Source organism: Flavobacterium sp. RSSB_23, assembly GCF_051547145.1.
In the GTDB taxonomy this organism is placed as follows: Bacteria; Bacteroidota; Bacteroidia; order Flavobacteriales; family Flavobacteriaceae; genus Flavobacterium.
Genome location: NZ_JBPTTO010000001.1, coordinates 740009 through 753723, shown reverse-complemented (window position 1 = coordinate 753723; position 13715 = coordinate 740009). Strand labels below are relative to the sequence as shown.

The window sequence follows — 13715 nt, the reverse complement described above, 5'->3', positions numbered from 1 at the left end:
AAAAAAATAAGTTGAGTGACATTAAAACAAAAAAACTCTTAAAACAATGCTTCAATTTACTTCTGATGAAAACAAAAACGTCTCGCCTAGCCCCGATTGCTTCGCCAGTTCGCTATCGCTCGGGTGCAGTGGAAATCCTTTTTTTAGACCTGACAGGTTTTAGAAACCTGTTAGGTCTAAAAAAAGATTGTAGCGGAAAGCGGGACGACTCGTGTGGTGCGCAAAGATTTGGTGCTCCTAGAAAAATTACGCTTATAATTGGGCATACGTGAGGAGAATAATAGCTAGTAAGGCCAAGAAAATACCCAAATAGTTCTTTTGGGATAGTTTTTCTTTAAAAATTAACACTCCAATGAGACTCCCCAAAACGATAACACCCATATTCATTCCTGCAAAAACAGTGGACGGATTTTCGGAAAAGGCTTGGTGCGCCTTGAGGTAAAAATAGATGTTTCCAAAATTGAAAACGCCTACTGCTATTCCCCAAAGGGCATTGATACCCGAGATTTTTTGGCGTTGGATAAAAATTTCGTAGCCCACTACTCCACTCATAATTACCAAAGCCAACGCAAATATGACCAAAAGCGAGGTGGTAAAAGGCAGTTGAGTTTGCAAGGCGATTTGTTTGAACAAAATATCGATGACTCCAAAACCTAGCAACACCATAGCAGGATAGCCCCAATTGGAGTTGCTATTGGCGGTGGGTTTAGACAAAATAAGCAGCAAGGCTGGAAATCCTAGGCCAAAAGCCAAAACTTTGAGGGTACTAAATTGCTCCCCAAAAAGCAACCAAGAAGCAAGCAACGGAATAAACAACGACAAGCGCTGTGCGGCATCAGTCTTGACAATACCCATATACCGAATGGACTGGGAAAGCAGTAAAAAAACACTCGGCAACAGCAGTCCGAGAGCTAGATACAACGGCCAAGGCGCTTGTTCAAGTAGCGTATCGAATTGTGGTGGAAAACAAAAATAACAAAGCAAAAAGGCAATCGCATAATTGGTCGCAATAATGGCTTTACTGTTGAAAGCGGCGTGATTTCTGAACCACTTGAAAAGAACGCCTACGGTAACACTGCAAACGATACTTAGAATTAAAAAGAGCATAACAATTGGATTATCCACCAAAAATACAAATTCTATTGTGGTTTTCTTTCTGTAAAGAAAGGCATAGTTTGCGTTTTACTTCCGTAAGTGGCTTCAGTTGATTATATTTGATTCAAAATGAAGCCTTTTCAATTCCAAAACATTTTACTATGACAGAAAAATGGTGGCCAATAGGCAAAAAAGTGGGTAAAATTATCCTATTCTTGACGATGCTTCTTTTTATTGGCTATGGTGCTTTGGGTTGGTATGTAAGCGCTCATCATAACGAACTGCTAAAAGAGGTGCGTCGGATTGCCAATGAAAATTGCAAAGGCGAAGTAAAAATTGGCGACCTTGAAGTACTCTTTTTTCGTGGATTTCCCAACATAACCATTGCTGTAAAAGAAGTAAGTATCAAAGACAGTTTGTGGGCACAACATAAAAGAACGTTGTTGCAAGCCCCTTCCATTTATGCCGAAATTCAGCCTTGGGCGATATTTCTAAAGAAAATAAAATTAGACCATCTCTCCATCAATGATGCCCAAGTACAACTGTATTTAGACGCAAAAGGCTATAGCAATACCTCCGTTTTTTCTAGTGCATCAAAAACCGATACTACAAGTTCAAGTTCGCTGTCATTGGATTTGAATCACCTAAAATTCAACAATGTTTCCTTTGTTTCTGACAACCAATTCAAGCATAAAAAATTTGATTTTGTTATCGAAAAACTTCGGATAGAAAAACATACAACTTCAGAAGGTTGGGAAGCTAATATTTCGTTAAACACCTTAGTGAAAAGTTTGACATTTAATACACAACACGGAAGTTTTACTAAAAACAAAATCATTCAAGGAGCTTTACAAGCAAAATATTCAGAAAGTAAAGGCTCTATCGCCATTAACACCGCAGCTTTGTCTATTGGAGAAGATGTTTTTCAAATTCAGTCGCATTTTGGGATTAGTAAAACCAACAGTTCCTTTTTTATTGCTATTAGCAATCCAGAAATTCGCTGGCAAGCGGCTTATAAATTGTTGTCCGACAACATTAGCAGCAAACTCAAACCTTTTGATTTTAAAGACCCTTTTGGCGTGCAATGCACTATTGTTGGCGACTTGAACAAAGAAGGCGACCCCAACATTCGAGTGGAAGCTAATATCAAAAATAATGAACTGAGCTACTTCGACCATCAAGTAACCGATTGTACTTTTAAAGGCATTTTTACCAACGAATACCAAAAGAACAAAGGCATAAGCGATGAAAATTCGGCAATCTTACTCAATGATTTTCGAGGGAAAGTCCATACGATTCCGTTTACCACCAAAAATATGATGATTTTGGATTTGAAAAAACCCATCGCCTCGGGTGCATTTGTAAGCCGTTTTGTTTTGGCACAACTCAATCAAACGGTGATTGGCAAAACACTGTCCTTTGGGAATGGAAAAGCAGATTTGCGTCTTACGTTCAAAGCTGATGTGGTGAATTTAGAAATGCAAAAACCTTTTCTAATTGGGTCAGTCGTGATTCAAAACGCGAGTGGAACGCATATAAGTTCAAAGAAGAAATTCAAAAATAGCAGTGTTGATTTATCGTTTACTTCAAAAGAATTGAAAGTCAATAAAATCGTATTGAACACCCAAAATAGTGCCTTACTGATGAAAGGTCAGTCCGCTAATTTTTTAAATTTTTACTATGATACACCAGAAAAAATTATGGTAAATTGGGACATTCAAGCTCGAACAATTGATTTGCAAGACTTCAGTTTAGGAAGTAAAAAAACGACGAGTCTAAAAAAATCAACTACTATTACTCCTGACTTTATCAATATTTTACATCAATCCAACGCAACAGTTCATTTAAGAGCTGAAAACATTGTTTATAAAAAATTTAAAGCACGAAATGCGACAGCGCAAATTAATGTAGTTCCCGACCGCACCATCTTAAAAGAGGCTTCGCTACAATTTGGTGGCGGTTCATTAATGGTAAACGGAATGGTTTCGTATCAAAACAAAAACAACCACTTCAACGCAAAACTTAACGCAAGTAAAGTAAACAGTGCAGCCTTACTGAGCGCTTTTGATAATTTTGGTTCCAAAGCTCTCACTCCAAAATCCGTTTCGGGTTTAATTTCTGTTTCCGGTGTTTTGGATGGCTACTTTGATAATAACATTACTATCGTTAAGCGTTCTCTAACTGGAAATTTAAAACTTAACCTGAATAATGGTGCTTTGAACCAATTTGAACCTTTGCAAAGAATTGGAAAATATACCTTCCCGTTTCGGAATTTTAATCGCGTAACTATTAATCCTCTTGCAATCAACATTGTTTTTAAAAATGGTTTTGCCAACATTGCTCCTACACCAATAAACACATCTGTATTCAATTTTGATTTAGCAGGAAGTTATGGTTTTTATGGAAATTCTAATATGCAACTCGATGTTCATTTGCGAGACCCTGCAAAGGATAAAGAGATAACCAATAAAAAAGTAGTCCAAGAAAACAGAAAGAAAGGCATCACCCTGCACCTTCAAGCCATTGAAGAAGGCAATGCCCCGTTTAAAATCAAACTGCGCTACAAAAACGAAAAACTGCAATAAAAAAGGGTTTAGCTTATACACTAAACCCTTTCCAAATTATAATTTACTGATGTAACTCCCAAACGGATCCTTGAACTGATACCCTTCAGAAAAACGATCTTTGCTCAACTTTTTATACGAAGCCAAGCCCCACAACAAGAATTCTTTCATAAAATAATAATCCTCCTTCGGTAATTGAGGTTGGTATTTTTTGATAATGATTTCTAATGGTGTCACACTATCCAAAATACTTTGATATTCTGAATTCGTGGCATCATCCAATAATTCGAAACCACTTTCGGCAAAAAACCATTCTAAAGTATCGGTATAGGCTGTTTTTTCTCCTTGTTTTTCCAATTTTTCAATCTTTGGGAAATAGCCCGGGAAAAATGTACGAATCGCATCATTGATTAAATGTTGGGCTACCACAGCTGCCCCTTCTTGCTCGCCTTCGTAAACCAACTCCACTTTTCCAGTTATGGCAGGAATGACACCCATAAAATCAGACAAACGAACAGACGTCGTGCTTTCACCCGCTTTTAAAGCACGACGCTCGGCAGTACTGATCAGGTTTTCGTAGGCCGTGATACTCATTCTAGCACTCACCCCACTTTTAGGATCAATAAAATCGCTATCACGAGCTTCAAAGCTAATTTGTTCCAACAAATCTTTGGCCAAAGAAGGCACATACACGACGTCGGTTTGACTGCTTTCTAACTTGGCTTCTTGCTGCGTAATGGTGCGAGCAATAGCAATAGTTTCTGGATAATGCGTTAAAATTTGAGAACCTATACGGTCTTTCAATGGCGTAACAATACTCCCACGATTGGTGTAATCTTCTGGATTGGCGGTAAAAACAAACTGCATATCCAAAGCCATTCTTAACTTATAGCCTCGAATTTGAATATCACCTTCTTGCAAAATATTAAACAACGCCACTTGAATTCTAGCTTGTAAATCGGGCAACTCATTGATGACGAAAATACAGCGATTCGCTCTTGGAATCATACCAAAATGAATCACACGATCATCAGCATACGACAACTTTAAATTCGCCGCCTTGATAGGATCGACATCACCAATCAAATCGGCTACTGTTACATCGGGCGTCGCTAATTTTTCATAAAAACGCTCACTTCTAGGTAACCAATCTATGGGCGTTGCATCGCCTAACTCGGCAATCAAATCCTTGGCATAACGAGAAATCGGATGGAAAGGATCATCATTAATCTCAGAACCCGCCACAAATGGAATGTACTCATCCAATAATTCGACCATTTTTCTAGCCAGTCTAGTTTTGGCTTGCCCGCGAAGTCCCAGCAAATTGATATTGTGCTTCGACAAAATAGCGCGCTCCAACTCTGGAATCACCGAATTTTCAAATCCATGTACCCCTTCAAAAGTTGGAATACCTGCTTGCAATTTCTTCCTCAAATTATCGCGCAATTCTTCTTTAATCGTTCTTGGTTTATAACCCGATTGTTTTAATGCGCCTAAAGTTGTTATATCCTTCATTGATGGTATTTTTATTTTGATCTTAATTTATGCTTGCTTTATTAAACTCATAACTGATAACCCATAACCCACAACTCTTAACTCATAACTGATACCCGAAAACTACTTAATTCGCTTCTTTCGATTCGCCTCATAATCCTCAAAAATCATTTCACCCAGTCCTTTCAATCCCGTATAAAAGGCTTTTCCTTGATTGGCTTCAGTAAAATAGGTCACAAACTTTTGCAAATACGGATCATTCGCTATCATAAAAGTGGTGATAGGAATGTGTAATTTTCTGGCTTGTTGCGCCTGAGTATAGCATTTGTCAACAATGTATTGGTCTAAGCCATTACTATTCATATAATACGAGCCATCTTTCTCCCGTACACAACTTGGTTTCCCGTCGGTAATCATAAAAATTTGCTTGTTGGTGTTGCGTTTTCTTCGGAGTAAATCCATAGCCAATTGCAAACCAGCTACAGTATTAGTATGATAAGGTCCGACTTTTAGATACGGTAAATCCTTAATCGCAATAGTCCAAGCATCATTTCCAAAAACCAAAATATCCAAAGTATCTTTTGGATAACGTGTTGTAATCAATTCGGCCAATGCCATCGCTACTTTTTTGGCAGGCGTGATGCGGTCTTCGCCGTACAAAATCATACTGTGGCTAATGTCAATCATCAAAACCGTACTCATTTGGGCTTTGTATTGGGTGTCCTCAACCACCAAGTCGTTTTCTGTGAGTTTAAAATCGGCAACGCCATTATTGATTTGGGCATTGCGCAAACTTTCTGTGAGCGAAATACGTTCCAAACTATCCCCAAAATGAAACTCTCGAAACTCACCCGTATGTTCATCGCCATTGCCACTGTGTTTCGTTTTATGATTACCATTCCCGGAGCGTTTCATAGTACCAAAAATGGTATCCAGCGCTTGCTGTCGGATGGCGCGTTCGGTTTTGGCCGTAATGCCCGTTCCAGTGGTGCCATCATCTTTCAATTCCTCACGGATGTAGCCTTTTTTCTTTAAATCTTCAATAAAATCATCAATGGTATAACTGGCATCGGTCAATTTATATTCCTTGTCCAATTCGCGCAGCCAAGCAATCGCCTCGTCAAAATCGCCAGAAGTATGCGTAATTAATTCTTTAAAAATAGGAAACAAACGGTCAAACGGCGACTGAAATGGCGCTTCATACGTCTTAAAATAAAATCCAGCACGGTTTTGGTTTTTCATCGCAAACAACAAATAGGATTAGGAATCACAATACTTTCAATACAAACTTCACTCCTATTTTGGAGCAGAAACAATAGGCTTTTTAGCCAGCAACGTCCCGTCATCCGCTATATCTTTTTCTTTTTAAAGAAAAAAGAAAAAGGATGCCGCTACTACCGGGGCTAAAGAGTAACAATTGGATAATTTGTAAACACAAAACACCAATACATTAACTATACTATTTACAATTTTAAAAGTACAGTATTTTGATGCTGTTGCTCGTCTAACGTTTATTAATTTTTAGTTAAAAGCAATAAAATAGATGATTTTTCTTATATTTACAACTTTAAAGGATTTGACAATCTGTTACTTGTGCTCATTTTGAAAGTGGAACACAGATAACGCGGATTTAAACGAATCTAAATATGAAAACCAGCGAGAATTCACTATCCAAACCTTAAGAAATACTATCATTCTTCTCTTTTTAAAATTAAATAATGAAAAAACACCTTTGCTTTGTTCTATCAATACTTTTTATATCAATTCTATTAAGTTGTTCAAACTCTAAGTTTACTAACCTTAATACCAGTAAAAGTATTCAATCAAAACAAGACAGTTTAGCTTTTGAAGTTTGTCAAATGTATGGTTTAGACCAAGGAATTAGATTGCCGGAAGGATTTAAAGACAAGTCAAAATTGGTCCAAAACATTGATAGCTTCAGTTTCAAGAAAGTAGTAGCTTTCGTGAAAATCAATGGATTTCCAACCAAAGCATTATTGGGTGAAAAAAATTTCAACTATGAATGCGTTCAGGGTGCATTCGGAGCAATATTACTTCACAATCCACATAGAATAGTTAATGAGCAAATCCATTTTGATTTATTTCTGAATGAAGTAAAAAAAGGGAATATGAAACCTAACTTTTTAGCAGCAGTTATTGACAAATATTATTGGACAATAAGTAAAAATAAAAAAACTAGAAGAGTGTTTTACGGTTCAGAATTTGGTAAACCTTGCATTCAAACCAAAGAAGCTACAAATAAAGCTCGAAAAGAAATCGGTTTGAAAGCACTTAAGGACGATGAATTTGTGGATTGTGCTGGTGAAGAATTAAATATGCCAAAAGCAAAAAGTTAATTTAAAACAGCCTCAATCTAATTATTATTCTTTTTAAAGTGCAATAATTGATAGTAAAAGCAAGAAACAAAATCAAACAATTAATCTACTTTCTTAAAAACCAACTCAATTCCAGACGGATTAGTCAGCGTTAATCGCATATTGGCAACATTGTAGCTCGTACTGCTCTGTAGCGAATGAAGTAGTTCACTTTCTCTATTTTGGGAACCACAAGCCATTTCAGTTGTAGTTATATTTGTGAAGCGCAACAAACCTTTTTCAAAAAAGAGTTTCCCATTCATTCGATTACAACCCGCATAACCCATAAAGGTTCCATCAGTGCTGTTTATCTCAATATAAGGCAATTGTTTGTCAAATTTATTTAATGACACATTTTCACCGTTCATTTTTTCCAACACCCAAATATCGTGGAGTCTTGCATCAATCACATAATACCCACATCCAGAAAATGTAGCCGATTTATTGGTTTTACTATTTATTACCTCCACCCGAACGGTATAAGGTAATTCTTTACCAGACATTGTATTGGTACAAGTTTGTTGCTGTATCGTAATTTGCAAACTTCCCATTTCAGTAGTCAATCGGTAGTTTTTTACATTGGCATCCATTGCACGTATAGGCTCAATATGCGGCGCATTGAATGCCTTAAAATCGGGCAATAAAGAAGTAAACTCAATTTGATTTGAGCTAATTTTCAAACTCCATTCGGGTTCAATCCCCATCGCTCGAAAATAAATTCCTTGCTCCATATTTTCTATTTGCTCCTGATAAGCCTTACTAGGCTTTGTGCTAGAAGAACTCTCGGTTATAGCATTGTTAGGAGCTTTACAACCAAGAAACACTAAAACCACCAAAAGGAAACCGCTGTACTGTAACATAGCTCAATTGTTTTAGAAAGTAACCCCTAAATTTAGCAAAAAAACGGCTAAGTTTCGAAAAAAACACCGTCTATATAATACCAATGTCCATTCACTTTTTCAAAAGTAGAGCGTTCGTGATGAGTGTAATCTTTGCCATCGGGACCTCTAAAAAAAGCTTGAAATTCAACAGTTGTAGCATCAAAAGCTATGATTTTCAATTGTTGCCATTGGTTTTCACTAGCCCAACGTAAAACTTCATCTTTAGAAAAAAGACTTCTTGTACTTTCGTGTGTAGTCGCTACCAAATAGTCCGCATTTTTAAACACGTAAGCGCTATATCGTGATTGCATCAAAGCCAAAGCGGTTGGCGCGGTTTCGTAGCCTAAAATGTATTTTTGACAACAGTCCATAAAAACCATTTCAGAACCACAAGGGCAAACACTATTGTTCATCCTCTGGATTGATTTTTTGAAACAACTGATTCAACAACACTTGGTATTTGCTGATTTCAATTAAATCAGCATCATCTTCTGAATGGTCTAGAAGTTCATCCAAAGCTTCACTAACTTCGGTCAATTTATTATTGGCTTCACGGTTTTGTTTTTGTGCCATCAAGTCGATGATTTCTTGCACTTGTATTTTCAATTGGTCAAACGGATTCTCGCTCATATTATTCATTATTAGACGCTTGGTCTTCATTAAACTTTTTTACAATTTCTTTCAATTTTGCTTTGCGCTCCATAGCCGCTTTCTTGGCCTTATCTTGGGCTTTGTGCAACTTGTCGTTGTGTTGCTTTATGTTTCTTTCGTTGTTTCTTCCCATTGTATGCTACGTTTTATTTCTTCAAGAGAGCGCTCGGTATAGATAAGTTCCTCAATTATTTTTTTTCTTAATTCGTCTATATCTTCATAGTCAAAATACTTCGCCCAATTGGTCAATTCGAACAAATTCCGAATTTGCTTGATTCTTTTGGTAGTCTCAAAACTGGTTCGAAGCACCGCTTTTTCATTATAATTAGGATTTTGTTTATGCTGATAATTTACGGTTCTCTTAGCGTAATCTGCTGCAATGTAATACAGCTTTTCTTCTGCGTTATCGGGATAAAAATCCTCCCATCGCGCAAATCCTACTTTAAATTTAGAGCTTGTGGCGGGTTCCAATGGTTCCAAACGCCATTTACTATTTGCAAATCGCCCCCAATGATTGGATAAACGAAACATCCCTTCAGGAGTATAATAATACTTACTCCCCGAGGCACTATGATACTGCAAAACCAATCCCTCAATTTGCTCCAAAGCAACCTCGTTAAACACACAAAAAGTGTTTTTAAAAGATTGTGGTGCGGGTCGAAAAACGTTTTTCATAGCTGCAAAGGTAAGCAGAATAACCAAAACGAATATAATAGCCATAATTATTGTGTATCTTTGCCCTTTATAAATTTGAAGTTTCAGAATCATGGAAAAAGGAATACCAAGCAAAATGCTTAAAAAAGGAGTATATACAGGAATAATAGAACAAGACGAAGACAACAACTTTTTTTGTGGTACTTATTTACTAGATTATAAAATGGCTTTACAATTTAAATTAGGCGATGTCATCACAATCAAGTCGGTTATAGAAAACCCAAGTGACAAAAGTTATGACAAGTATCCCAAAAAATCGAAAAATTTCGATAAAGCCAATATGAAACCAGAACAATAAGTCTCCCAATAACACATTGTAAATCAAAAACTTTAGCTAGTTTTTGATTTTTTTTTGGTCCGAAACTAAAAAGATAAAAAAAAGTGTACCTTTGCAAAAAATTTGTCAAAATTGAATTCTAATTCATTACTTCACATTAAAAGACAATAAGTTACCTTATTTATGAAAAAAATCGTTGAATACCGCAAACTACTGAATGTAGACAAAAACGTAGACCTTAAAGAGTTAAAAACTATTTATCGCAATGCGATGAAAGACGCGCATCCTGATAAATTTCAAGGCGATGAAGAAGGATTAAAAGCTGCTGAAGAAAACAGTAAAAAAATCATTGAAGCTTACCATTTCTTAGTAAGTATCAATCCAGAGACTATAAAACAAAACTTACCAGAATATACTGAGACTATTGCTACATCAACCATTACTGACTACAAATTTGTAGAAGGACGTTTGATTATCAATTTCTCTAACGGAAGTGTCTACGAATACATTAGTGTACCAAAAGCAACTTACGTAAAAATGGTCAATGCTGATTCACCAGGACGTTTTGCCAAAAGACACATTCTTAATGCGTTCACTTGGAGAAAAACCATCAATCAAGATTAATTATTTTCAAAAATAATCTATAAAAGCACTCATTTTGAGTGCTTTTTTTTTGAGTTCATAAATGTTTCTTAAAAAAATTAGACTATAACAAAAATTTAGGTCGCAATAGTATGTGTAATTTATAAATTTAAATACTTTTGCAAACAAAATCTAATAACATAACTCAAAAATGAAAAAAATCATTTTATTATTATCTGCTTCTGTTGTATTGTTTTCATGCAACAAAACGTCCTACACAATTTCTGGTACAGCCAAAGGAATTGAAAATGGAAAAACAATCATTTTAGAAAGTCAAGATGACAAACTAGGTGTAATTGCTATTGATACTGTAAAAGTTGAAGATGGTAAATTTGAAATCGAAGGTAAAGCTACTGAACCAGCATTCCATTTAATAACAGTTGAAGGAATTCAAGGAAAATTACCATTCATCCTAGAAAACGGATCTATTGAAATCGTAATCAACAAAGATACCCTTCAAAAATCTAAAATTTCTGGAACTTACAATAATGACGAATATGCTACTTTCAATGAAGAAATTACAAAAGTTCAAAAGAAATTAGTAGATTTTCAAACAGCTAACACTCAAAAAATGAATGATGCTCAAGCTAAAAAAGATACTGCCGTTATCAACAGCTTGATGAAAGAATTCATGACTATCCAACAAGAAGTTAGCACTGCATCAAAAAATAAATATGTTTCTTATGCAGAAACTCACCCAAAATCATTCATTAGCGCATTAATCGTTCAAGGAATGTTGAATGATCCATCTACTGATGTTAAAAAAGCAGAGAAACTATACGAAAGTTTAGAGGAATCTCTAAAAAACACTAAACCAGGTAAAGCAATCAAAGCGCGTTTGACTGAAATGAAAGCGCCAACTGTTGGAGCAACTCCAACTGCACCGGCTGCACCAGGAACAGCAAAATGAAGAGCCGACTTTTCTGCGCCTAACCCGCAAGGAAAAGTGATTAGCTTAAAACAAAGTTTAGGAAAAGTTACTATTGTTGATTTTTGGGCGTCTTGGTGTCCTCCATGCCGCAAAGAAAATCCAAACATGGTAGCCTTATACAAAGAATTACACGCAAAAGGATTAAATATCATTGGTGTTTCCTTAGACAAATCAGCTAAAGCTTGGAAAGAAGCGATTGCAAAAGATGGGCTAACATGGACACAAGTTTCAAATTTGAAATTCTGGGATGAACCGATTGCAAAACAATATAAAGTTGAAGCCATTCCAGCTACATTTGTGCTAGATGCTTCAGGAAATATAGTAGCACAAGGATTAAGTGGTGCTGCTCTAAAAGCCAAAGTAGTGGAACTTTTAGCTAAAAAATAGTCCTAACTACTAAAAAATAAAAAAATCTCCCTAGTGGAGATTTTTTTATTTTATTCACTACCAATACATTAAAAAATATCCGAAAATTAAGTGTATTTTTTATTTGGAGAACTCAAAAGTGTTCTTATATTTGCACCCGGTTAACACAATAAGCAACAGCTTATGAGTCTTGGGGAGATACTCAAGCGGCCAACGAGGGCAGACTGTAAATCTGCTGTGAAAACTTCGCAGGTTCGAATCCTGCTCTCCCCACAAAAAAAGTCCCGATTTGCATCGGGACTTTTTATTTATACAAAATTCTGGTTTATTCTAAAATAAAACTCACGCTCACATTTACTACAATTGCAATTTCTCCAATAGCTAATGTTTCTCTCGGTGTAGACTCAGCAGCATCACTCATAGTAGCCTTCATTGCAAACACTGGTGCAGGTGATGGATAGTAATTTTGAGAATTATCAGATATCATTAACGCTTTACCTACTTTTTGCCCCAATACAGACACGAAATCATCTGCTTTAGCTTTGGCATCCTTCATCGCTAATTTTCTGGCCTCCGCTTGATATTGTGCTAATTTTGATGATTGAAACGTAACACCATCAATACGGTTAACTCCGGCATCTACCAAGCCCTCCATTAAACCATCATATTTGGTCAAATCTTTCAATAAAATTTCAATGGTTTGACTAGCATTATACGAACGTTTTTTTGATTCATATTCATATTGTGGATTTAGCGCAATACGACGAGTCTTGTAGTCTTCTGTAGGTAAGTTTATTTTTTTTATAAACTTTAGAACAGCTTCAACTTTTTGGTCATTTTCTTTCTTAACATCTTTAGCATTGGCTCCTTTAGTTTCTACAGTTATTACAATTGCTGCTTGATCAGGAGTTACCTTTACTTTTCCTTCTCCATTCACACTAATTTGTGGTGTTGGCTTAATGTCTTGAGCTTGAACAACAATCATTGAAAAGACAAATAACAGGGTAAGTACTTTTTTCATAAGAATGGGATTTAATTTATAATTGATTATTTATTGCTATGGCATATTACAAAAGTAATGCCATTATAACTTTCCTCTTTTTTCTAAAATAAACAAAAGAACAATTGGAATCGCCAAAAGAATCACCATCAAAGTGTGTTCGACCAATAACTGCGGTTCTTTTACCAAAGTAATCACATAACCTCCAACTGCCCCACCAAAATGCGCTGTATGACCAATATTGTCATTTTGAGCTTTCATCCCGTAAATAGAATACAACAAGTACAATATTCCAAAAAGATACGCTGGAATTGGAATTACAAAGAACAATCCCAACATCATATCCGGTTGCAATAAAATAGCGGAATACAACACCCCTGTAACGGCACCTGAAGCGCCTACAGCTCTATAACTGTAGTCGTTTTTGTGAAAAGACATCGTAAGCAAACTTCCAAAAACCAAACTTCCAAAATACACCAAAACAAAGGAAAAAGTCCCTAAAAAACCTATTACTACTGGGGCGAAAAAATACAATGTCAGCATATTAAAAATAAGATGAGAAGCATCAACATGTAGAAAACCAGAAGTCAGCATTCGGATTTGTTCACCTGCTCGAATACTTCCTATATGGAATTCGTATTTTCTAAAGAAATAAAGGTCATTCCAACCTTTGTAACTTATTACCACATTAGCCAAAATAAGGACTAGCAAAATCATATTCATAG

The 13715-nt window shown here is 36.1% G+C and carries 15 protein-coding genes, 1 tRNA gene and 1 pseudogene; 7 read left to right on the top strand and 10 right to left on the bottom strand.

Annotated elements, in window-relative coordinates; all coding sequences use genetic code 11:
- Positions 1 to 252: 252 nt before the first annotated feature.
- Complete coding sequence (locus ACSVH9_RS03420; protein WP_438062486.1) at positions 253 to 1107, bottom strand: EamA family transporter; 855 nt, start codon at positions 1105 to 1107, stop codon at positions 253 to 255.
- Positions 1108 to 1256: 149 nt separating this feature from the next.
- On the opposite strand from ACSVH9_RS03420, the gene ACSVH9_RS03415 reads away from it, so the two are divergent.
- The gene (locus tag ACSVH9_RS03415; RefSeq protein WP_438062485.1) at positions 1257 to 3680 is read left to right on the top strand and encodes a hypothetical protein; all 2424 of its coding nucleotides are present in this window, start codon (positions 1257 to 1259) and stop codon (positions 3678 to 3680) included.
- Positions 3681 to 3716: 36 nt separating this feature from the next.
- Here ACSVH9_RS03415 and ACSVH9_RS03410 read toward each other — a convergent pair whose 3' ends face one another.
- Positions 3717 to 5174, bottom strand: a complete 1458-nt coding sequence (locus tag ACSVH9_RS03410) for a magnesium chelatase (protein ID WP_438062484.1) — start codon at positions 5172 to 5174, stop codon at positions 3717 to 3719.
- A 102-nt stretch (positions 5175 to 5276) separates the two neighbouring features.
- Positions 5277 to 6395 carry a vWA domain-containing protein gene (locus ACSVH9_RS03405; protein WP_300976630.1) on the bottom strand — a complete coding sequence of 373 codons (1119 nt, stop codon included), beginning with the start codon at positions 6393 to 6395 and terminating at the stop codon, positions 5277 to 5279.
- Positions 6396 to 6871: 476 nt separating this feature from the next.
- Between ACSVH9_RS03405 and ACSVH9_RS03400 the strand changes: the two genes are divergently transcribed.
- The gene (locus tag ACSVH9_RS03400; protein ID WP_438062483.1) at positions 6872 to 7510 is read left to right on the top strand and encodes a hypothetical protein; all 639 of its coding nucleotides are present in this window, start codon (positions 6872 to 6874) and stop codon (positions 7508 to 7510) included.
- 80 nt (positions 7511 to 7590) lie between these two features.
- Here the strand turns inward: ACSVH9_RS03400 and ACSVH9_RS03395 are convergent, their stop codons facing one another.
- Genes ACSVH9_RS03395 through ACSVH9_RS03375 form a run of 5 tightly spaced genes read right to left on the bottom strand, consistent with a single transcriptional unit; the run spans position 7591 to position 9735 of the window.
- Positions 7591 to 8388, bottom strand: coding sequence for an META domain-containing protein (locus ACSVH9_RS03395; protein ID WP_438062482.1), 798 nt, complete (start codon positions 8386 to 8388; stop codon positions 7591 to 7593).
- 47 nt (positions 8389 to 8435) lie between these two features.
- On the bottom strand, positions 8436 to 8822 hold the full coding sequence (locus ACSVH9_RS03390; RefSeq protein ID WP_438062481.1) for a YchJ family protein: 387 nt from the start codon (positions 8820 to 8822) through the stop codon (positions 8436 to 8438).
- Positions 8812 to 9039: a hypothetical protein gene (locus ACSVH9_RS03385; RefSeq protein ID WP_300976626.1), complete on the bottom strand. Its 228-nt coding sequence runs from the start codon at positions 9037 to 9039 to the stop codon at positions 8812 to 8814. The genes ACSVH9_RS03390 and ACSVH9_RS03385 overlap by 11 nt, the downstream gene beginning before the upstream one ends.
- Position 9040: 1 nt before the next feature.
- Positions 9041 to 9193 carry a hypothetical protein gene (locus ACSVH9_RS03380; RefSeq protein ID WP_298299828.1) on the bottom strand — a complete coding sequence of 51 codons (153 nt, stop codon included), beginning with the start codon at positions 9191 to 9193 and terminating at the stop codon, positions 9041 to 9043.
- Complete coding sequence (locus ACSVH9_RS03375; protein ID WP_438062480.1) at positions 9166 to 9735, bottom strand: hypothetical protein; 570 nt, start codon at positions 9733 to 9735, stop codon at positions 9166 to 9168. Before ACSVH9_RS03375 ends, ACSVH9_RS03380 begins: the two co-directional genes overlap by 28 nt.
- Before the next feature lie 91 nt (positions 9736 to 9826).
- Here ACSVH9_RS03375 and ACSVH9_RS03370 point away from each other — a divergent pair, with 91 nt between their 5' ends.
- The 5 genes and pseudogenes from ACSVH9_RS03370 (at position 9827) to ACSVH9_RS03350 (ending at position 12263) form a co-directional block, all read left to right on the top strand.
- Entirely contained in the window at positions 9827 to 10072 is a 246-nt protein-coding gene (locus ACSVH9_RS03370; RefSeq protein WP_159691339.1) for a hypothetical protein, read from the top strand.
- 162 nt (positions 10073 to 10234) lie between these two features.
- Positions 10235 to 10675, top strand: a complete 441-nt coding sequence (locus ACSVH9_RS03365) for a KTSC domain-containing protein (protein WP_064714805.1) — start codon at positions 10235 to 10237, stop codon at positions 10673 to 10675.
- A 169-nt stretch (positions 10676 to 10844) separates the two neighbouring features.
- Positions 10845 to 11603, top strand: coding sequence for a DUF4369 domain-containing protein (locus ACSVH9_RS03360; protein WP_438062479.1), 759 nt, complete (start codon positions 10845 to 10847; stop codon positions 11601 to 11603).
- Between the two features lie 18 nt (positions 11604 to 11621).
- A pseudogene (locus tag ACSVH9_RS03355) lies at positions 11622 to 12011 on the top strand (peroxiredoxin family protein); the annotation flags it as partial.
- 171 nt (positions 12012 to 12182) lie between these two features.
- Positions 12183 to 12263: transfer RNA gene (locus ACSVH9_RS03350), tRNA-Tyr, on the top strand.
- Positions 12264 to 12315: 52 nt separating this feature from the next.
- Here ACSVH9_RS03350 and ACSVH9_RS03345 read toward each other — a convergent pair.
- Both ACSVH9_RS03345 and ACSVH9_RS03340 read right to left on the bottom strand, forming a co-directional pair.
- Complete coding sequence (locus ACSVH9_RS03345; RefSeq protein ID WP_438062478.1) at positions 12316 to 13011, bottom strand: SIMPL domain-containing protein; 696 nt, start codon at positions 13009 to 13011, stop codon at positions 12316 to 12318.
- Between the two features lie 63 nt (positions 13012 to 13074).
- Positions 13075 to 13713, bottom strand: coding sequence for a rhomboid family intramembrane serine protease (locus ACSVH9_RS03340; RefSeq protein WP_159691351.1), 639 nt, complete (start codon positions 13711 to 13713; stop codon positions 13075 to 13077).
- Positions 13714 to 13715: the final 2 nt, after the last annotated feature.